Annotated in this window: 21 protein-coding genes; 4 read left to right on the forward strand and 17 right to left on the reverse strand. The window is 67.1% G+C overall.

Features of this window, described 5'->3' with window-relative positions; all coding sequences use genetic code 11:
- Positions 1–13 precede the first annotated feature (13 nt).
- The 10 genes from EGH21_RS10545 to EGH21_RS10590 form a co-directional block, all read right to left on the reverse strand.
- Entirely contained in the window at positions 14–1,678 is a 1,665-nt protein-coding gene (locus EGH21_RS10545; RefSeq protein WP_220618434.1) for a tRNA uridine(34) 5-carboxymethylaminomethyl modification radical SAM/GNAT enzyme Elp3, read from the reverse strand.
- Between the two features lie 81 nt (positions 1,679–1,759).
- Positions 1,760–2,314: an FxLYD domain-containing protein gene (locus EGH21_RS10550; RefSeq protein WP_220618435.1), complete on the reverse strand. Its 555-nt coding sequence runs from the start codon at positions 2,312–2,314 to the stop codon at positions 1,760–1,762.
- A gap of 106 nt (positions 2,315–2,420) precedes the next feature.
- Positions 2,421–4,145: a cation:proton antiporter gene (locus EGH21_RS10555; protein WP_220618436.1), complete on the reverse strand. Its 1,725-nt coding sequence runs from the start codon at positions 4,143–4,145 to the stop codon at positions 2,421–2,423.
- A gap of 45 nt (positions 4,146–4,190) precedes the next feature.
- Positions 4,191–4,682, reverse strand: a complete 492-nt coding sequence (locus tag EGH21_RS10560) for a cupin domain-containing protein (protein ID WP_220618437.1) — start codon at positions 4,680–4,682, stop codon at positions 4,191–4,193.
- 41 nt (positions 4,683–4,723) lie between these two features.
- Entirely contained in the window at positions 4,724–6,964 is a 2,241-nt protein-coding gene (locus EGH21_RS10565; protein WP_220618438.1) for a DHH family phosphoesterase, read from the reverse strand.
- Between the two features lie 65 nt (positions 6,965–7,029).
- On the reverse strand, positions 7,030–7,293 hold the full coding sequence (locus EGH21_RS10570) for a hypothetical protein (protein WP_220618439.1): 264 nt from the start codon (positions 7,291–7,293) through the stop codon (positions 7,030–7,032).
- A gap of 24 nt (positions 7,294–7,317) precedes the next feature.
- Positions 7,318–7,950 carry a YIP1 family protein gene (locus tag EGH21_RS10575; RefSeq protein ID WP_220618440.1) on the reverse strand — a complete coding sequence of 211 codons (633 nt, stop codon included), beginning with the start codon at positions 7,948–7,950 and terminating at the stop codon, positions 7,318–7,320.
- A 125-nt stretch (positions 7,951–8,075) separates the two neighbouring features.
- On the reverse strand, positions 8,076–8,654 hold the full coding sequence (locus EGH21_RS10580; RefSeq protein WP_220618441.1) for an NADPH-dependent FMN reductase: 579 nt from the start codon (positions 8,652–8,654) through the stop codon (positions 8,076–8,078).
- A 45-nt stretch (positions 8,655–8,699) separates the two neighbouring features.
- Positions 8,700–10,454, reverse strand: a complete 1,755-nt coding sequence (locus tag EGH21_RS10585) for an alkaline phosphatase D family protein (protein WP_220618442.1) — start codon at positions 10,452–10,454, stop codon at positions 8,700–8,702.
- Between the two features lie 41 nt (positions 10,455–10,495).
- Positions 10,496–11,425: an HhH-GPD family protein gene (locus tag EGH21_RS10590; protein WP_220618443.1), complete on the reverse strand. Its 930-nt coding sequence runs from the start codon at positions 11,423–11,425 to the stop codon at positions 10,496–10,498.
- 115 nt (positions 11,426–11,540) lie between these two features.
- Here EGH21_RS10590 and EGH21_RS10595 point away from each other — a divergent pair, with 115 nt between their 5' ends.
- Positions 11,541–11,873 (forward strand): ribbon-helix-helix protein, encoded by a 333-nt coding sequence (locus tag EGH21_RS10595; RefSeq protein WP_220618444.1) that lies wholly within the window; start codon positions 11,541–11,543, stop codon positions 11,871–11,873.
- A gap of 6 nt (positions 11,874–11,879) precedes the next feature.
- Here EGH21_RS10595 and EGH21_RS10600 read toward each other — a convergent pair whose 3' ends face one another.
- On the reverse strand, positions 11,880–13,148 hold the full coding sequence (locus tag EGH21_RS10600; protein WP_220618445.1) for an MgtC/SapB family protein: 1,269 nt from the start codon (positions 13,146–13,148) through the stop codon (positions 11,880–11,882).
- Between the two features lie 82 nt (positions 13,149–13,230).
- Here EGH21_RS10600 and EGH21_RS10605 point away from each other — a divergent pair, with 82 nt between their 5' ends.
- Entirely contained in the window at positions 13,231–14,502 is a 1,272-nt protein-coding gene (locus EGH21_RS10605; RefSeq protein WP_220618446.1) for an AI-2E family transporter, read from the forward strand.
- 8 nt (positions 14,503–14,510) lie between these two features.
- Here the strand turns inward: EGH21_RS10605 and EGH21_RS10610 are convergent, their stop codons facing one another.
- The gene (locus tag EGH21_RS10610) at positions 14,511–14,786 is read right to left on the reverse strand and encodes a PadR family transcriptional regulator (RefSeq protein WP_166970575.1); all 276 of its coding nucleotides are present in this window, start codon (positions 14,784–14,786) and stop codon (positions 14,511–14,513) included.
- 211 nt (positions 14,787–14,997) lie between these two features.
- Between EGH21_RS10610 and EGH21_RS10615 the strand changes: the two genes are divergently transcribed.
- Positions 14,998–15,285 (forward strand): amphi-Trp domain-containing protein, encoded by a 288-nt coding sequence (locus EGH21_RS10615; RefSeq protein WP_220618447.1) that lies wholly within the window; start codon positions 14,998–15,000, stop codon positions 15,283–15,285.
- Positions 15,286–15,506: 221 nt separating this feature from the next.
- Here the strand turns inward: EGH21_RS10615 and EGH21_RS10620 are convergent, their stop codons facing one another.
- Positions 15,507–15,653 carry a hypothetical protein gene (locus EGH21_RS10620; protein ID WP_220618448.1) on the reverse strand — a complete coding sequence of 49 codons (147 nt, stop codon included), beginning with the start codon at positions 15,651–15,653 and terminating at the stop codon, positions 15,507–15,509.
- Between the two features lie 59 nt (positions 15,654–15,712).
- Here EGH21_RS10620 and EGH21_RS10625 point away from each other — a divergent pair, with 59 nt between their 5' ends.
- Positions 15,713–16,435: a DUF7117 family protein gene (locus EGH21_RS10625; protein WP_220618449.1), complete on the forward strand. Its 723-nt coding sequence runs from the start codon at positions 15,713–15,715 to the stop codon at positions 16,433–16,435.
- Positions 16,436–16,441: 6 nt separating this feature from the next.
- Here EGH21_RS10625 and EGH21_RS10630 read toward each other — a convergent pair whose 3' ends face one another.
- From EGH21_RS10630 to glyA, 4 genes are all read right to left on the reverse strand, one after another.
- Positions 16,442–16,924 carry an NUDIX hydrolase gene (locus EGH21_RS10630; protein ID WP_220618450.1) on the reverse strand — a complete coding sequence of 161 codons (483 nt, stop codon included), beginning with the start codon at positions 16,922–16,924 and terminating at the stop codon, positions 16,442–16,444.
- Positions 16,925–17,818, reverse strand: a complete 894-nt coding sequence (locus tag EGH21_RS10635) for a bifunctional methylenetetrahydrofolate dehydrogenase/methenyltetrahydrofolate cyclohydrolase (RefSeq protein WP_220618451.1) — start codon at positions 17,816–17,818, stop codon at positions 16,925–16,927.
- Between the two features lie 59 nt (positions 17,819–17,877).
- Positions 17,878–18,309: a DUF2391 domain-containing protein gene (locus EGH21_RS10640; protein WP_220618452.1), complete on the reverse strand. Its 432-nt coding sequence runs from the start codon at positions 18,307–18,309 to the stop codon at positions 17,878–17,880.
- A gap of 89 nt (positions 18,310–18,398) precedes the next feature.
- Positions 18,399–19,646 (reverse strand): serine hydroxymethyltransferase, encoded by a 1,248-nt coding sequence (gene glyA, locus EGH21_RS10645; RefSeq protein ID WP_220618453.1) that lies wholly within the window; start codon positions 19,644–19,646, stop codon positions 18,399–18,401.
- Between the last annotated feature and the right edge of the window lie 151 nt (positions 19,647–19,797).

The raw sequence follows: 19,797 nt of genomic DNA on the forward strand, positions 1-19,797 counted from the left end.
CAGTGAGGCGGCCTTACTCCAGCCGCTTCGAGACGTAGGGGCCGTCCTGCACGTAGTCCAGTTTGTCGCGGTAGTACTCGCGGACGCCGATGCCGGAGATGACCGCAATCTTCGAGAAGCCGGCGTCGCGGGCCAGTTCCTCCGCCTTCCCGAGAAGCCGCTTCCCGTACCCCTTGTGCTGGTGGTCGTCGTCGCCCGCCGACTGGCCGAGGCCGACCGAATTCCCGTAGACGTGGAGTTCCCGGACGAGCGCGGCGTCCTGCAGTTCGCGGCGCACCGGGTCGTTCGGGAACCGCAGGCGACAGAACCCGACGAGGACGTCGTTCTCGAAGTCCTCGAACGAGACGAAGTGTTCCGTGCCGCCACAGGCCTCGTAGGTCATGACGTCGAGGTCGACGTTCTCGGCCACCTCGTCGCTGTGGCCGGCCTCGCGACAGCGGATGCAGTCACAGGTCCAGTCGTGGTCCTCCATCTCCTTCCACGCCAACTGGCGGAGGTTGGACTTCCAGACGCCGCCCTCGATGAAGTCCGCCGGGATGTCCCGCTGGACGCGCTGGAGGCGGGTGTACCGCGGAATCATGTCCTTGATTTCGGCGACGAGTTCGGCGGCCTCCTGGTTGCCCAGCGGGTCGAAGTCGTTCTGCTGCCACCAGTCGTAGGTGACCGTCCCCGGGACGACCAGCGTCGGGTAGATTTTGAGGTAGTCGGGCTTCCAGCGCTCCTCCGAGAAGATGCGCCGGAAGTCCTCCAGACACATCTCCTTGGACATCCCCGGTTGGCCGGGCATCATGTGGAAGCCCACCTTGAACGCCGAGTCGCGCAGGCGTCGGTTGGCGTCGATACTGGCTTGGACGCCGTGGCCGCGGTGCATCTCGCGGTTGATGCGCTCGAAGGTGGTCTGGACGCCCACCTCGACCTTCGTCCCGCCGAGGCGGAGCATCCGGTCTATCTGCTCGGGGTCACACCAGTCCGGCTTGGTCTCGAACGTCGTCGCGACGTTGCGGACGTCGGCCGTCTCGTTCTCCGCGACGACGTCCTCGAGATAGCGGAACTCGTACTCGTCGGGGTCCTCTGCGAAGCTGACTTCTTCCGCTGGCTGAGGGTCGGCGTCGACGTCGAAGTCGTTCATCGCCTCTAAGGCCCGCTTGACGAACCACTCCTGATAGTCGTGGCTCCGGGCCGTCATCGTCCCGCCCATGACGATGAGTTCGGCCTTGTCGACGGGGTGGCCGATTTCGCGCAGTTGGTTCAGCCGTAGCGTGACCTGTCCGTAGGGGTCGTAGTCGTTCTGTTCGCCGCGGGCGGCCGCCGGTTCGTGGCCCGTGTAGGACTGCGCCGAGGAGAACTCCGAGTCCGGGCCGCCGGGACAGTACAGACATTTCCCGTGAGGACACCGCTCGGGCGAGGTCATGATGGCGATGGGCGAGACGCCCGACGCCGTCCGGACCGGCTTGCGCTGGAGGACTTCCTCCAGCACCTCCCGGTGTTCCTGTGGGGCGTAGTCGAGCAGTTCGGAGTTCTGGGGCACCTTCGGCGCCGAGAACTCCCGACAGACGTCTATCTTCGCCGACTCCACCTCGTCGCGCTCCACCTCGCCGGCGAGGATGCGGTCGACCAGCTCCGCACACACCTGCTGGAAGGCCTCCGTCTCCTCTGGGTCCGGCGTCTCCGTGCTCATCGCTGTTGTCCGAAGTCGTCGTCTCGCGCGAATAAGCGTGTCGCTCTCGCGAATCAGTCGTCCGGGTGGCGTGGCCCCGGTTCAGGACTCGGTCGTGTTCGTCTCCGTGCCCGGCGTCGCCGTCGGGTCCGCTCGCTCTACCGCGACGTCGATCTCGTAGCGCATCTCGCTGGTGAGTTCCTCGCCCTCGAACGGTATCCAGAACCGCCACTGGAGGCCGGGACTCAGCTCGTCCAGTTCCGCGGCGCTGGTGTCTTCGAACTCGGCGACGCGGCCGCTCTCGTCGACGAGCGTGACCGTGGCCACCACCTCGGTGAACGTCACGTCGCCCACGTTCTCGACGACGCCCGTGACGCCCACGCCGTTCGACGTCTCGTACACCGTGTGACTCAGCAGGTTCACGCCCTCGGCGATTTGCTCCGGAGAGTCACCCGACATGTTGACGGGGTCGAACGTCTGGTCGATGTCGCTCTCCGTGGTCCGGGCTTCCGTCGCCGTCGGCGTTCGCGTGTCCGTGGGCGTCCCGTCGCCGGAATCGCCGCTCTCACCACCGCTACCGTCGTCCGAACAGCCAGCGAGACCGATCGCGACAGCCGTCCCGCAGACCGTCTTGATGAAGTTTCGTCGGTTCGGCATCTGTGAATCCGTCCCCGTATCGAGGTTCCCGAGTGGTACGACTACGGCTTGCGCGTGCAAGGTTCGGTCCGAGAGAACGGAGTCGCGACTCGCCGACGAACGTCGGTCACTCACCGCCCTCGGACGACTCCGACTCGCCGACACCGAGACCGAACTCCTCGGCTCGCTGGCGCCAGAACTCCTCGTACCCCTCCCCTCGCTCGGAGACGGTCCGTTCGCCCTCCTGCACCCGGTCTAGCTTGATGTCGACTTCCTCTATCAGTTCCTCGCCGACGTCGCTGGAGACGACGCCGTTCCGCACCGCGTCCATCAGCACGCTCTTCTCCCGTTGGAGGATGCGGCGCTCGCCGGCCAGAATCTGCTCGTCTCGCAGTTCCGGGTTCTCGCCCATCAGCGTCGCGATGGCCTGATTGAGTTGGTCTTTCTCCGCTCGGTACTCCGTCGTGAAGTCGTCGTAGACGTCCTGCGGGATGTCGCCGTTCTCGTGGAGTTCTTCGACCGCCGACAGCGCGGCGTCGACGGCCCGCGCGCGGCCGGTGAGCAGTTCGTACAGTTCTTCGGCGTCGCTCTTTGTCACGATGCCGAGGCCGTCGAGCAGGTTCGACATCGTCAGGCCCTGTACGACGAGCGAGAACGCCGCGACGCCGAACACCATCGCCCGGAGTTCCGACCGGAGCGGCGTCGACGGCGGCAGGCCCAGCACGAGCGCGATGGGAATCGAGGCGTGTAGCCCGCCCCACACCATCACGTGTTGGTAGTCGAGCGGGACCGTGGGGTTCGTGAAGCGGTTGGCGACGGCCGAGAGCGGGTAGACCACGGCGGCACGGGCCGCGAGGACGAGCGGTATCGCGACGAGGATGAGGTGGGCGTTGTCCAGCAGACTGCCCACCGGCGTCGTCACGCCTATCATGAGGAAGATGAACGTGTTGACGATGAACGCCGCCGTCTCCCACGTGTTGAAGATAGCTATCTTCGTCTGTGGACTCATCGCGGATTCGGCGCCGCGGTTGCCGACGAACAGCCCGGCGACGACGGTGGCGATGACGCCCGACAGGTGAAAGCCCAGCACGTCGGCGGCGTAGTGCTCCGCCAGCAGGAACGCCCCGTACGCGAGGATGATGGTCAGGATAATCTCGGTCATCTGGTCGTCGAGCGACGCCATCACGGAGTACGCGAGGACGCCGCCGGCGAGCCCGACCAGCAGGCCGCCGCCGGAGACCAGCGCGATGTCGGTAAACAGCGTCCCGAGTCCGCTGGGGGAGAACAACTCGGACGCCCCCGCGCCACCGTCGGCGCTACTGCCGACGTAGCCAAGCAGCGCGGAGAAGACGACGACGCCGACGCCGTCGTTGACGAGGCTCTCGCCCTCGACGAGCGTCGCGAGGCGGTCCGGCGCGCCGAGTTCTTCGAACAGCGCCAGCACGGAGACGGGGTCCGTCGGCAGTATCATGGCGGCGAACAGGAGCGCGAGCAGGAGGTCGAACCCGGGGAAGACGCGGGCCCCGACGACGCCGAGCAGTCCGACCGAGACCAGCAGGCCGACGACGGCCAACAGGAGTATCGGGACCACGTTCCGACGCAACCGTTCGAGGTCCGTCGTCGCCGCCCCTTCGAACAGCAACGGCGGCAGCAAGACGAGCAGAATCAGGTCGTGTGAGAGCTCTATCTGCACCGAGACGCCGACGACGGAGGCCACGAACCCGGCGATGAGCAGGGCGATAGTGTACGGGAAGCGACCGACCTTCGCGACGAAGATGCCGACGCCGGCCGCGATGATGAACACCGCGAGCAGGTCGGCCAACAGGGGGACGGAGATACCACCGGTTGCCATTGGGCTGGATTGCGGCGTCGGCCTGTTAAACAGTGGCCCGTCCCTCTACGCCTCGTCCCAGTAGGCCATCTCCGCGTGCAGGTCCAGATACGTCGAGATGCTCCGTTCGTCGCTGTCGCCGCCGGGGGCCGCGCCGGCGTACAGCCCCACCATGTCCTTGTCGGGATAGACGGTGATGTCGGGTTCCTGCATCGTCGACACCATGAGCAGCCGGAGCCCGTCGTCGCCGGCCTCGATTTCGTGGGTCGACTCCTCGCCGGCCGGGAGCGCGACGTAGTCGCCGGGTCCAAGACGGTGTTCGTCGGCGTCCGGACCCAACCTGAGCGTCCCGCTCCCCTCCTGCACGAATATCGCCTCCTCGTTGCCCTCGTGGTAGTGTCGGAGCCACAGGCGCTTGCCGGGCGCGACGTCGTACAGGCTCGCACCGAGTTCCTCCCCGCCGGCGGCGGGGGCGAGTTGCTTGCGTCTGAACGCGCGCTGGCCGTGGTCGTAGTCGGTCCACTCGACGTCGTCGACGTTGACGGGGCCGTCGGGCATAGTCGCCCCTCCGGCCGCCCCGGTGAAAAATCTCGCTGTCGTTACAGGTCGTCGCTGAGCGTGGCGAGCGTCGCCTCGAGGACGGCAGACTGCTCGCCGGCCAAGTAGCGGATGGAGCCCTCGCGGACGCTTCGGGTGGCGACGCCGCCTTCCGGCACTGCCTCCGCGACGGCGTCGGACAGGTCGTGGAGGTCCACGTCGGCGTCGGTGCGGACGTACAGCGTGTCCGTCGCGACGCCGACGACGGCGTCGACCGCGTCGCGCATCTCGCGGTGGAGTTCGTCCAGCAGGAGCGTCTCCGGCGGGAACTCGTACTGGTGGGAGAACGCGTCCGTGTCGAGGACGGCTATCTCGCTGTCGCCGACGGTCTGGACGTCGACGTTCGCGCGGGCCGTCGACACCTCCTCGTCGACCTTCTCGCGGAACTGCTCGGCGACGTGGCCGGCGAGGCCGCCCACGTCGTCCTCGTCGTCACCGAACACGAGGTCGGTGATGAGTTCGCGCTTGTCCTCGTAGGACTGGTAGTACGCCTCCAGCGCGACGGCCTCGCGCAGTTGCGTGACGGCCGTCTCGTCGTAGCCGGCCTCGCTGGCGGCGTCGAGGTACGACTCGGGGACGCCTTCCCAGACGCTCACGGCGGGCAGGTGGCGCAGGTCACCGCGCACGTCGTCGTTGACGTGGGCGGCGACGTTCGCGGCCAGCGCCGTCGCCGTCGTGTCCGGCGCGTCGGCCAGACTCGGCGAGACGACGGCGTCCACGGCGTCGGTCACGGCGCCGTCAACGTCGATGTCGTCGATGACGACGGTCGGCGCGCCGTAGACGTTCAGGAGTTCGAAGCCGTCGAGGCTCTCGCGGGTACCGCCGGCGGCGACGAAGACGAACAGCGGCAGCGTCTCGTCGTGGCGCGCGCGGTTGTCGAGCATCGTCGTCGTGTCCTTCGTGGCGTCGTCCATGTCGTAGACGCCGCCTTCGAGCGGTCGCCGGTCGAAGTAGTGGTACTGGGCGTCCGACCGTCGGTGCTGGTCGGTGACCAGCGGCAGGGTCGCGCGTTCGAGCGCGCTCCCGGCGAGGTAGCCGTCGGCGGTGTTGGCGTGCCGGACGATGACCGGACGGTCCGTGAGGACGGCCTTCCGGATGTGGGTGGCCGCCTCGACGAGGTCCTCGGAGAGCGCCTCGACCGTCGAGTCGTCCGTCAGGGGGTCGACGGCGTCGGGGCGGGCCTCGTCGTCCAGCGCGTCGGCCAGTCGCTGTTCGACGGCGTCTCGCTCGTCGGCTTCGAGGACGGTGAGGCTCTCGGTCTCGACCTGAATCTCGCCGCGTCGGCGGCGGACTTCGCCCTCGAACCGGGCGACGTCGCCCTCTTCGACGTCCGGGTAGGCGCGGACGCCGGCTTCCACGAAGGCCGCACAGTCGACGGTGCCGGTCTCGTCTTGCAGTTCGAAGACGGTCGGCCCGGAGGTCTGGCGGACGCCGACGACCTCGCCCTCCAGTCGGACGTCCTCGCCGACGTGGTCGTCGAGGGCGGCGACGGCGACGACGGACGGTGGTTCGGCCTCGGCGTCCTCGGCGGCCGCTTCCTCGTCCTGTTCGTCGGCTTCGACGACGGCGGCCGCACCGCCGCTCGACGGGACGCTCTCGGCCTCGGTGTCGTCGCTCGTCTGGCCGACCGACCCCGCACCGTTCACGCGGTCGGCGTCGCCGGTCTGACTGACGGCTCCGGCGGACGTCTCTGTACTCGTCTCGGTGTCCGCGCTGGTCTCGTCGTCAGCGGCCTGCTCGGCCGTAGCAGACTCGTCCTCACCGGTCTGTTCGACCGTCTCGGACGCGTCGGGGGACTGAGGCGACCCCTCGTCCCCGTCAGCGTTTCCCGACTGTTCGGCGGTCTCCTCTGCCTCGTCTTCGAGCAGCGTCGAGTGGCCCACGTCGGGGTCGTCGACGAGGACGCCGCGGAACTCGCGTTCGGACTGGCGGATGGACCAGCCGAGGTCCACGTTACCGTTGTCGCGGACGTTCTTCACCTGCACGAAGACCTCGTCGCCCGAGTCCCAGTCGAGGGAGTCGAGACGGCGGTCCAGTTCGCTCCGGTGGAGGAGGCCGGTGACGCTGTCACCGATGTCGACGAAGACGCCGAACTCGGCGAAGCCGTCGACGCTGCCGCGGTAGTATCGACCGACCGATAGCTGGTCGGGACTGGTGCCTCTGAACTCGAATACGGCATCCTCCTCGTGGAGGTCACAGATGCGTCCTTCGACAGACGTGCCGCAAATGATACACGAACCCATTGCCCGGACGAAGCGCTTCGGGCCTAAAACTGTTGTCGAATTACGCCCGAGAGTGCGGACCTCTCTCAGTCGAACATCTCGCTCTCGGATTCCAGCAGTTCGAGCCCCTCAGCGACCGCTCTGGCCTGTTCCGGGAACAGCGCGACCTCTATCTCGCTACCCTGTTCGTCTTCGAAGGCAAGTTTCACTCGCTTGTCACCGTACTCGCGAACGTCGACGCCCTCGACGTCGTACATCTTGACCGTCGCCTGCTTGTTCGACGGGCCGACGTTCTTGAACGCGCCGTCTTTCAGTTCGAGCATGAACTGCTCGATGTCGAGACTGAGCATGCCGGTACTGCGCGCGGCGGACGCCTAAAACCCACTACTCGCGAGCAAGCGGCGGGCGGCGTCGAACCCGCGGAACCCGTACCCGAAGACGATAGCGGCGGGGAGGGCGGCCACGACGGCCGCGATGCCGACTCGGAGGTCGTGAACGACTGCCGTCCCGACGACGTACAGCGCCGCGCCCCACGCCGTCACGAGTACCCGCAGTTCCGGTGACGGCAGGCCGGCCAGCAGACACGGCGCCATCGCGTAGCACATCACCTGCACCGTCTCGCTGACACCGCCGCGGTCCGGCGCGACCGGCAGCAACAGGAGCGTCTGGAGCGCGGCCGTCAGGTGGACCGTCGCCGGCGCGACGAAGACGACGATGCCGAGAAGCGCCAGCACCGCGATGCCCGGGGTAAACTCGCCGATAGCGGGGTACGGGAACGGACCCGTCGAGACGAGGCCACGGCGCGCGAGGTCGACGACGAGGAACCGGCTGGCCTCCTCGAGGAGGACGACCACCGCGGCGAACACGAGGCCCGGCGCCTGGTCGCCGGGCGCGACGCCGGTCCGGAAGAACCGTCGCGGGCGGACCAGAACCTCGGCCCACGCGCGCACCAGCGCACTCGGCCCCCTGTCGCGCCCGCCCGTCGGGTTCTCGACCCACTGTGTCACGACTCGGTGTAGCGACTGGGCGAGTAAGACGGTTGCGAGTCGGCCCCGCTAACGTCGCCCTCCCCGTCTGTCGTTCGCACCTTCGACATAGGCGCTCGCGGTTCGCCCACGCGCTCGCGTCGCGACTAATCGCCTGCGCCGACGTTCTCCGTGCTCTCGAAGCACGGCGGGTCGGGTTCGATGTTCGCGTACTGGACCGCCTCCTCGCCGAGCGTGGCGACGCGTTCCTCGACGTCGGCGTCGACGATGTCGCCGTTCTCGACGCTGTTTCTGGCCCGCGGGATGGCGGCCTGGTGCGGGATGACCCAGCAGTTCAGCGCGCGACACACCGACCGGAGGTGTTCCAGCGCGGTGATGGGGAACCCGCCGCCGGCGACGGCGAGCAGTCCCACGGTCTTGTTCTCGAACTCGTCGAACCCGCAGTAGTCGAGCGCGTTCTTCAGCGGGGCGGAGTACGACCCGTGGTAGACCGGCGTTCCGAGAAGGATGGCGTCGGCCTCGTGTACCGCGTCGGTGAGTGCGAGTGCGTCGCCGGCCTCCCGGTCGTCGGCGTCGAAGACGGGGAGGTCGAACTCCCGGAGGTCGAGCAGTTCGGTCGTCGCGCCCGTCTCGCTGGCCGCTTCGAGGGCGCGCTCGACGCCGACGCGCGTGTAGCTAGCGTCTCTGAGGCTGCCGGCGATACCGACGACGTGAGGTCGAGACATGCGTAGAGACAGAGCCGCGTCCAGTAAAGGGGTAGCGGAACCGTACTATCCGTCGCGATACTGCTCGGTGACGTCCTGCAGATTGACGACGCCCTCGGGGACGCGGTAGGCGGCGACGACGGACTTCTCGGCGTCCATCGAGTCGACCGTCTTGTCGACGCCGTAGCCGACGTAGGTGCAGTCCTCGCGGGTGAACTCGACGACCGAGTACCCCCAGTTGTGGCTGTCGAAGAACTCGATGTGGGGGTTCATCGCCGTCACCAGTCTAGTGAGGAGCGGTTCGGTGAGTCGGCCCCGAAGCCCCCGAGTCAGGTGGAGTGCCTCGGCGGCGTTGAGCGACGTGAGGGCCGGCGTCATGAACTCGACGCCGATGCGGTCGCCCTGTGCGACGCCCTCGCCGCCCGTGACGCGACCGGGGTAGGACGTCTGCTGGTAGCCGGCGACGTAGCAGTGCATGTCACCGGTCAGCGTGACGTAGTTGTCCACGTCGGCGGCGCCGACGGCCTCCGAGATGCGCTGGCGCTCGCGAGTGTAGCCGTCCCACCCGCCCTGCACCGGATACACCGACAGCGGGCCGGACCCGAGGCGGAACGGGATGGTGAGCACCTCGTCGGCCCACACCGACCACGTCGTCTCCGACTCGGTGATGGTCTCTATCAGCCACTCGCGCTGTTCGTCGCCGAGCATCGTCCGCCCGGGGGGTTCCCGGTGGGGACCGACGTTGTCCGGCGTCGGGATGGCCTCGCGCGGCGGGTCCCTGAACAGGCGTTCGTCGGTCAGGGCCAGCGTCACGAGGTCACCGAACTCGATGGACCGCCAGAGGACGAACCGGTCTTGCAGTGACTCGCCGTTGGGGTCGTACTCGACGCGGGCGGGCATGTACTCCCACCACGCGTGCATCGCGTCGGCGACGAGTTCCGTCATGAACTGCGGGTCGTCGCCGCGCGGGTGGTCGCCCGCCGGCGCGTTCGTCCGCGAGTCCCAGTACACGTCGTTGACCATCTCGTGGTCGTCCCAGCCGGCGATGAGCGTGTGGGACTCCAGCGCTCGCTGGAGGAACCGGTCCGAGCGGTAGGTCCGGTGGAGGTAGCGGTAGTCTTCGAGCGTGTGTACACGGTCGTAGCCGCTCGGCAGCGACAGGTCCCGACCCTCGTACTCGTAGGAGCCCAGCCCTTTGAAGTGACCGTCGTCGGACTCGTAGATGAAGTCGCCCAGGTGGACGACGAAGTCGACGTCCTCCTCCGCGACGTGGCCCAGCGCCGGGAAGTAGCCGTTGAGGTAGTTCTGACAGGCCAGTACGGCCAGTCGGAGCGACTCGGGCGAGTCGTCGGCGCGCGGGAGCGTCCGACAGCGGCCCGTCCGCGAGGCGACGCCGTCGTAGACGAACCGGTAGTGGTACTCGCTGTCCGGGTCGAGACGCCCGTCCAGATCGACTTTGACCGTGTAGTCGTGGGCCCGGATGCGGTCGGCGTCCGTGACGACGCCGCCGTACACCACGTCCTCGAAGTCGGGGTCCGTGGCCACCTCGACGCCGAGGGGCATCTCGGGGTCGAACCGGTCGGGCGAGACGCGCGTCCAGAGGATGACGCCCGTCTCGGTCGGTCCGCCGCTGGCGACCGATTGGGGGAACACCGGGTCCGGGTCGCCGCCCGCCACGTCGAGGGCGTCGGCGTCGCCCGACTCCACGAGGTCCATCGCCAGCGCGAGGTCGTGCGAGTCCAGTTCCGACAGCAGTTCCGCGTGGTCGTCGGTGCTCCGCGACGGTTCGTCTCGGCCGCCCAGTCCGCGCTCCCCCGACATGGACGGTCGTACGGAGCGAGTCAGTATGCCGGTTTCGGGTGTCAGCGGTCGAGCGCCACGGTCGTCTCCCCGTTCGCGTCGTCGACCGAGACGAGGCCGTCGTCGGCGAGGTCGGTCACGAGGTCCCGAAGCCACTCCCGGCCGGACTCGCCCTCGGGCGCGTAGTCGACGCGGACGCGGGGGCCGAGGTCGTCCAGCGCCAGTTCGTCGTACTCGTCGAGGACGTTGACGACGCGGCCCCGCATCTGCCGGCGACTCCCCTCGAACTCGGGTTGGGTGGGTACGTCCGGGGCGGTGAAGTCGCCGGTCTGGTAGGCGTGACACCACTCGCGCCACGGGCACTGCGCGCCGTCGCAGGCCGGCGTCTTCTCGCAGGCGACGCCGCCCAGTTCCATGATAGCGTTGTTCCAGACTCGCGACTCGCCCTCGGGCATGAGTCGCCCGGCGACCGTCTCGAAGGCGCTGTCGTCGTCGGGCACGTCGAAGGCGCGGTACAGCACGCGCTTGACGTTCGTGTCGACGACGGCGTCCCCGTTGTCGAACGCGAACGAGGCGACGGCGTTGGCGGTGTAGGGACCGACGCCCATCAACTCGGAGAGACCCTCGGGGTCGCGGGGCCACTCGCCGTCGTACTCCTCGACGATCTGGCGAGCGGCCTCGTGGAGGTACTTCGCGCGGTTGTTGTACCCCAGCGAGTGCCTCGTCCAGAACCCGACCACGTCGCCCCGGTCGGCGGCCGCGAGGTCGTCGACGGTCGGCCACTGCTCCAGAAAGTCCCGCCACGCGCTGACGACGCGGTCGAGTTGGGTCTGCTGGCTCATCACCTCCGAGACGAGAATCTCGTAGGGGTCCTCGGTCTGCCGCCACGGGTACTCGCGGTGGTCGGCCTCGTACCACTCGACGAGCGCCCGTTGGACTCGGTCGAGGTCCGGCGGCAGGTGCTCGGCGTCTGTCGCCGACTGGTCGCTCATTGCACCTTCGTTGGGTCCGTTCCGGTTTGTGTGTGGTGGTTACGGTCGGTCCGTCGACGGGGCGCTCTCCGGTCGAGTCGCAAGGGGTTTCCGCTCGGTGTGCCTGCCTCCAGACGTGACCCTCGAAGACCTTCAGGACGACGTCGAGGACCAGTACGCCGAGTTCGGCGAGGAGCTAGCCGTCTCGCTCGACGGCGAGACGCGCAACGAACTGGCGATGCTGTCGGTCGCTCTCGACCCCGAGGACCCCGACGAACTCGTCCACCGGGCGGTCCACATGCTGTTCCAGTCGATGGTTGACCGCGGCCAGTTGGACTTCCACCTCCGCTCCGGCTACGACGCCACCTACGACGAGTACCTCTCTGGGATGACCTTCGACGAGATGACCGGCGGGAACCAGTTCCCACAGCAACAGGGCGACCCCGACGACCGGCGCTACCAGTTCTGAGCGACCTCAGAGGAGCATCGCGACCGCGGCGACGCTCGCCGCCCCCAGCACGACCGAACTCCAGAGCGCGACGCGGGAGGCGAACTGCCGGTTCGACCCGGGTGCAGTGAGCGCCGCTTTGACGAGGATGCTCGCGGCCGTGGCGACGAGAATCGCCACCATCGCCGTCTGTTCGCCGATAGCGCCGCCGCGGTACAGGAGGACCGCAGAGGTTGTCGCACCGGCGCTGGAGACGAGGCCGCTCAGCGCCGACGTGACGTACAGCCCCGCCGTGCCGAACCGGGCGCTGGCGACGCCGCCGACGACGACGACCAGCAGGAACACGCCGCCGAACGCGAGCGCGTTCTGCAACGAGAACGGACTGTCCAGTTCCATGTCGACCGTCTCGGTCCAGTCGGCCGTGTAGGCGGCGACGACGACGCTCCCGACGATGACGGCCGAGAGCGGGACGACGGCGGCCAGCAGCAGGCCGTGCTCGAACGAGAACACGACGGCGATGAGGAGGTTCCGCAGGGCCATCGCGGCGTCGGCCAGCAGGATGGCCGCGACGGCGTACGACGTGGCTTCAGGCCGCTGTCTGACGTGGTCGAGCATCGTCCCGACGACGGCCGTCGAAGAGGCGAGGCCGCCGAAGAAGCCCGTGATGGCGATGCCCCGACCACCGTAGCTCTGGACGACGGCGTAGTTGACGATGCCGATGCCCGCGACGAACACGACCATCAGCCAGATGACGCGGAGTTCGACGGTGATGTCCAGCAAGTCGCCGGGCACCGCCACCGGGTCGGCGGGCAACAGCGGATAGATGACGAACGCCAGAATGGCGAACTCCGTCGCCGCCCGTAGCTCCTTCCGGGAGAGTCCCCACGCGAAACTGTGGAGTTCCCGCTTGAGCACGAGCAACAGCGACGAGAGGACGGCGACGGTGACGCCTTCGAGGATGTAGCCGCCGGCGACGAGTGCCCCCACCCCGTACGCGACCAGCATCGACACGGAGGTGGTCATCGAGAGCGTCTCTTCCTCCTGCAGGAGGCCCTGAACGGCCAGTAACACGCCCTGCACGATGACGAGGACGCCGCCGACGACGAGGAGCGCCTCCCGACCGACGATGGTGAAGACGGCGGCGAGCAGGCTGATGAGCGCGAACGTGCGGATGCCCGCCGTCTTCTGTGACCACTCTCGCTCTAGCCCCAGAAACATGCCCAGCGCGCCCGCTAAGAGGATTCTGAGGACGGCCGTATCGACCGGAAACGACGACAACTGTATCGGAACGCTCACGGTACGGCTACTCGGTCGGCGCCTAAAGTATTCGGGTCAGCGACAGAACACCTTTTTGCGGGCCGGGGTGAAATCGGATGTAATGGCACAGTACGACGTGGACGTAGACTGGCCACGAGCGTTCTGGATAGCGTTCGGGACGGTTCTCGCGGCCACGCTCCTGTTCGTCCTCTACACCTTCGTCGGGACGTTCGTCTTCGGTATCTTCCTCTACTACGCGACGCGTCCGCTCTACCGCCGCGTCTACCGCCGGGTGCGCCAGCGAACGCTCGCGGCGCTACTCTCGCTGTTCCTGCTCGCCTTCCCCGTCATCGTCCTGCTGTACTACACCATCGCCATCGCGTTGCAGGAGTTCGAACGGTTCGCAGACACCGCTGACCTCGGTCCCTACGCCTCGTTCGTCGAACCGTACCTCGACGTCTCCGAACTCGTCCAGAACCCGCAGGCGTTGCTCTCGGACGCCGCCGGGCCCGGGACCGTCCTCGATACGCTCGGCCAGTTCGTCAACTACCTCGGGTTCGTCGGGACCGGACTCGTCCACGTCTTCGTCATGTTCGCCGTCGCGTTCTACTTGCTCCGCGACGGCCCGCGACTCGCCGAGTGGGCCAAGGACTTCCTCGACCACCGCGGCGTCCTGGACCGGTACTTCCACGAGGTCGACCGGAGTTTCCACAAGGTGTTCTACGGCAACATCCTCAACGCCATCGTCACCGGCGCCATCGGCGCGATTTCGTTCAGTCTCGTCGACGTGGTCGCGCCGGCCGGGACGGCTGTCCCGTACCCGGCCCTGACCGGGTTGCTCGCCGGCGCTGCGAGCCTCATCCCTATCATCGGGATGAAAATCGTCTACGTCCCGATGGCCGCCTACCTCGGGGTGCAGACGGCACTGGGTGGTGGCGAGTGGTGGTTCGTCGCGCTCTTCACCGGCGTCGCGTTCGTCGTCGTCGACACCATCCCCGACCTCCTCGTCCGGCCGTACGTCTCCAGTGGCAAGTCGTTCTCTATCGGCCGGTTCGGCGCACGCGACAGCGACGCGGAGGTCAAAGCGGGCCTGCACACGGGGACGCTGATGTTCGCGTACGTTCTCGGGCCGTTCCTCTTCGGTTGGTACGGCATCTTCCTCGCGCCGATGATACTGGTCTTCGTCGTGCAGTTCGCCCGGTTCGTCCTGCCGGAACTCGTCGAAGGCGAACCGATTCGACCGAGGGCGGTCGACCCGACGAACCTCGTCGGAGAGGAGGTCGGCGACCCAGAGACGGACGCAGAGACAGGTAGCGAAGACGAGACCGCGACGTCGAAGCCGGCCGAGACGACGCCACCACCGACGGGGTCCGACGACCCCGACGTCAGTTAGGACCGGTTTCAGAGGTCGACGTACTGGTCTTCCCAGTCCCGCCGAGCGTCGATTTCGCGCCGGCCGCGCCGTGTCAGCGTGTAGAAGTTGGTCCGGCGGTCACGTTGGCCCTTCTCGACGAGGCCCTTGTCGACCAGCGTATCGAGGTTCGGATACAGCCGGCCGTGGTGAATCTCTTTCTCGTAGTACTCCTCGAGGTCCTCCTTTATCGCGAGGCCGTGTGGCTCTTCTCGGCCCGAGATAACGTAGAGGAGGTCACGCTGGAAGCCTGTCAGGTCGTGCATCGATACGGTCTACTTATACTTTATTGTCTAAATCGCTTAAATGTGTCGAATCGGAGGGTTTCGGTCCGCTGTCATCCACATAGGTCGAAGTATCCCCACTATCTGGCGCCTCAGATACAGAATCGTGGTTCGGGGATTTCGAGTCAGCATTACATCATACCGTCGAAGGTGATGCCGACGATATTATTTGGTCGCGACACGTAGGACGCGTATGCCAGAAGAGATTCTGTTCGAGACGGAACAGCGAATGAGCCGAGCGGCCGTCGCCGACTACCTGCGGTCGCTCGCCGACTCCGTCGCGGCTGGCGGCGACGTGGCGCTCAGTGCCGGCGGCCAGTCCGTGTCGCTGGACCCGCCCGCCGAGGTGGAGTTCGAGGTCAAAGCCGAACGCGAAGGCCCCGCCGACGGGCCCGGCGAACTGAGTATCGAAGTCGAACTGGAGTGGCCCGAGGACGCGTCCGGCGAGGACGCGGCTACCGGTGAGTTACACATCGAGTAATCGCGAGCGCGATGGCGACGACTGTTCGACGTCGTGTAGCGAAGTAAGTGGAAAGCGGTCGCGAAAAACGCGACCGCTTGCCGCCCTGAATTGGTCCCCGCTGACGCTTCGGCCCTCCAAGCGAAGCGTCGTTTGACAGAATGAGGGTGATGAACTTAAAAGTACCGGCACCGCCTCGTTGGTGTTAGTTACCGAACGTTAGAGGCGTGTAAAAATCGCACTCAGATGTGTTCTTCTTCGAGCACCCACCCCAGTGCACGTTTGTAGTGTGTGAACATCATCCGAACGCGTTCGTGGCGCATCTCGTCGCTCTCTAACTGTTCGGCGAGGAACTCGTACTGCTCGCGCACTTCGGATTCCGAACGCATGGGTACGCGTACGAACCGGTCGCGGAACAAACTTGAGGCCGGCGAGCGCAGTGTCTCGTATGAAAATTCGCGGTGACCGGGAGTGTCGGTCCTGTGGGGCCCGCTGGTCGTACTACGACACCGGCAGCATCGCCTGTCCCGACTGTGGGAGCGTCCACAGCGTCGGCGTCGACGAACGGACCGAACACACCGACGCACCGGTCTCGCTCGACCTGACACCGGTACGGAACCGTATCGACGAGGCCCCGCTCGACGACGTCGCGAGTGCCGCCGCCGAGACCTGTCGTGAGTACACCCGCAAGCGAGGGTTCATCGACACCGGCACCCTCAAGCCACTGGACGAGACGTACGTCGCTGCCGTCGAACTCCAGTACGTCGCGAGCGACGTCGCGAACGAGATGCGTCCGAGCGACGACGCCGAACTGTACTTCCTCGACTTGCTCGGCGGGGCCGACGACGGTGACCGGCCCGGTGCCGACGAGGTGCCGACGGAACTACGGTCGGCCTTCGGCCTCGCGATGGCGACGGCCGTCGAGCGCTACCAGTCCGACGTCCGTCAGTATCTCGACGACCATCCGAACGAACAGGGCCGCCAGCTATCCGGACGTATCCGCGACCACCGCAAGCGCGTAGAGGCGCTGGACGGCGACGTCGACCCGGCGAACGCGAATCGCTTGCTCCACGCCGCCCGCGACCTCGGACGGTTCGTGGGCGAGGGCGACGAGAGCGCGTTCGTCACCGCCGACAACTGGCTGTCGGGACTCGACGGCGACGCGCTCTGAGGCCGGTCAGCGAAAGCGCTGGAGCAGGTCGTAGTCGAGACAGTTCTCGGGGACCGACCCCCGCCACTCGACGCGTTCGATAGCCTCTCCGTCCAGTCCCGGGTCCGCCGCGAGCGTCGTGTCCCCCGGGGCCGCTCGGTACGTACCGAAGTGGAACTGCGTCTCGCGGCCGCCGTCGGTCAGCGTCACCTCGGTCACCGCGAGCAGTTCGTCCGGCGTCACGCCGACGCCGGTCTCCTCGCGCACTTCGCGAACGAGTGCCGCCCGCCGGTTCTCGTCGGGTTCGACGCCGCCGCCCGGGAGCTTCCACGTCTCGTCCTCGTAGACGAGGAGGAGACGGTCCGCGCTGTCCTCGACGAGTGCGCCGACGCCCCACGCCAGTCCGTCCTCGACGCGTCGTCGGAACGCCTCGAACGCGTCCGTCTCGACCGTTCGGGTGACTCGTCGCGTGTAGACGCCGTCGTCCTCGAAGGCGGCGAGCGAGGGCATTCAGGGCAGGTCGACGTCGACGTCGTGCTGGAGTCCCGCGGCTTTCACCGTGTTGTACAGGAGCATCGCACGCGTCATCGGGCCGACGCCGCCGGGGACCGGCGTGATGGCCCCCGCGACCTCTTTCGCGCTCTCGTAGTCGACGTCGCCGACGAGTTCGTACCCCTTGTCGTTGTCCGCCTCGACGCGGTTGATGCCCACGTCGACGACCGTCGCGCCCTCGCCCACCATGTCGCCGTCTATCATCTCGGGGACGCCCGCGGCGGCCACGAGGATGTCGGCGTTTCGGGTCTTCTCGGCGAGGTTCTGGGTCCGGGAGTGACACACCGTCGTCGTCGCGTTGCCGCCCGGCGCCTTCTGGACGAGGAGGTTCGCCATCGGCTTGCCGACGATGTCGGAGCGGCCGACAACGACGGCGTCCTTGCCCTCGGTGTCGACGCCGGCGGACTCGATGAGTTTCTGGATGCCGTGGGGCGTACAGGGCTTGTACCGGGCGTCACCGGCGACCAGTCGCCCGACGTTCTCGGGGTGGAAGCCGTCGACGTCTTTCACCGGGTCGATGGCCCGCAGGACCTCGCGGTCGGAGACGTGGTCTGGCACCGGCATCTGGACGAGGATGCCGTTGACGCCGTCGTCGGCGTTCAGGTCGGCGATGGTGTCGTACAGTTCGCTCGCGTCGGCGTCGGGGTCGATGTCGATGTCGAGTGCCTCGATGCCCACCTCAGCGCAGTCGTCCTGCTTCATCGAGACGTACGTCTCGCTGGCCGGGTCGTCGCTCATCAAAACCGTCGCCAGCGATGGCTGGACGCCCGCGTCGGCGAGTTGGTCGATGGCCGTCGCGAGGTCGTCGCGTACCGACTGGGCCACCGCGTCGCCGTCGATAATCTCGGTCATATCCGGATTGGCGACGGCGGTCGGCAAAAGTGTCACTATCCGGCGGCCGCCGGGGCCGCCTACTCCGTCCGGAACAGGCTGTCGGTCGTCACCGCGCCGACGACGCTGAACACCGCGCCGACGCTGAGGACGCGGGACGTGACCACCAGCCGTTTTATCGGTGACAGGTCCGGTAGGAAGAGGTCCGGCGCGGTGATGGCGAACGCGAGAGTCCCGACCGAGCCGAAGGCCACGACCATCACCGAGATGAACCGGATCGGGACGCCGACGACGGCGGCTTCCCGAGTGGGGTCGCGGCTAGTGTCGGCTCCGTACAGCCCCCCGTAGCCGATGGCTATGACGACGGCGACCAGAAAGAGGCTGTTGTAGACGGTCATGTTCCGGGCCAGCGCCCACACCTCCTGTGTCACGACGAACGGGCCCGACAACAGGAACCCGCCGACGATCTGCTGAGCCGTGTCCGCGAGTTTGTGGCTCTCTCGAAGTTGCATACCCGACCCACCTCGGGGAGCCGTTTACAGGTTCGGGTCGGCTCAGGGCGAGAGAGGAAAAAGAATCGGCGTGCCGTCAGCGAGGCCGCTCAGTCGTAGAGGGTGTACTCGTCGGTGAGTTCGTCGACGCGTTGACTGACATCGGCGACGACGTCGTCGTCGTGGGGCGCGTCGACCACTTCGTAGATGAGGTCCGCGACCTCGCGGCAGGCGTCCTCGTCGAAGCCACGCGTCGTGAGGCCGGGCGTCCCGGCGCGGATACCCGACGGGTTGAACGCGGAGCGCGTCTCGCCGGGGACGGTGTTGGCGTTCAGGACGATGCCTGCCTCTTCGAGGCTCTCCTCGACTTCCTTGCCGGTGGTGTCGGGATGCGACGGCCGCAGGTCGACCAGCACGAGGTGGTTGTCCGTGCCGCCGGAGACGAGGTCCAGACCGTGTTCCTTGAGTCGGTCACCCAGCGCTTTCGCGTTGGCGACGGTCTGTTCGGCGTACGTCTCGAACTCGGGGTCCAGCGCTTCGCCGAAGCCGACGGCCTTGCCGGCGACGTTGTGCATCAGGGGACCGCCCTGCGACCCGGGGAAGACGGCCGCGTCGATGTCGCTGGCGTACTCCTCGTCACACATGATGATGCCACCGCGGCCCGCGCGGATGGTCTTGTGCGTGCTCCCGGTGACGAAGTCGGCGACGCCGACCGGGGACTCGTGGACGCCGGCGGCGACGAGGCCGGTGATGTGGGCGATGTCGGCGAGGTGGTAGGCGTCGACGGCGTCGGCCGTCTCCTGAATCCGCCCGAAGTCGACCTCACGCGGGTACGCCGAGTACCCCGAGACGATGATGTCCGGGTCGTACTCCTCGGCGTGTTCGTGGAGCCCCTCGTAGTCGATGTAGCCGCTCTCCTCGTCGACCTCGTACTGCTCGACCTCGTAGACCTGCCCGGCGAAGTTCGCCGGGTGGCCGTGCGAGAGGTGGCCGCCGTGGGTCAAATCCAGCGAGAGTATCTTGTCGCCCGGTTCGAGGACGCCCAGATAGACGCCCATGTTCGCCTGCGACCCGGAGTGGGGCTGGACGTTGACGTGGTCGGCACCCCACAGCTCTTTGGCTCGTTCGATGGCCAGTTCCTCGACGTCGTCGGCGAACTCACAGCCACCGTAGTACCGTTCGCCGGGGTAGCCTTCCGCGTACTTGTTCGTGAGTTCGGAACTCTGGGCCTCCATGACGGCCTCGGAGACGTGGTTCTCGCTTGCGATCATCGCCAGCGTATCGTTCTGGCGGGCACGCTCGCCTTCGAGGGCGTCTGCGACGGCCGGGTCCGTCTCGCGGACGGTGTCGTAGGTCATGTGCCACCCTCGGGACCCGCCCGTCAATAATCTACCCTTTGCCCGAGAGCGTGCCACCGACTGACAGGACCGGCACACGGGGGCCCCTCGCGAGCACGACCGACCGGTGTCGGTCGATGACGGGACTCCAGTCATCAGTATGTATATAATG

It is taken from the genome of Haloarcula rubra (assembly GCF_019599465.1).
GTDB lineage: Archaea > Halobacteriota > Halobacteria > Halobacteriales > Haloarculaceae > Haloarcula > Haloarcula rubra.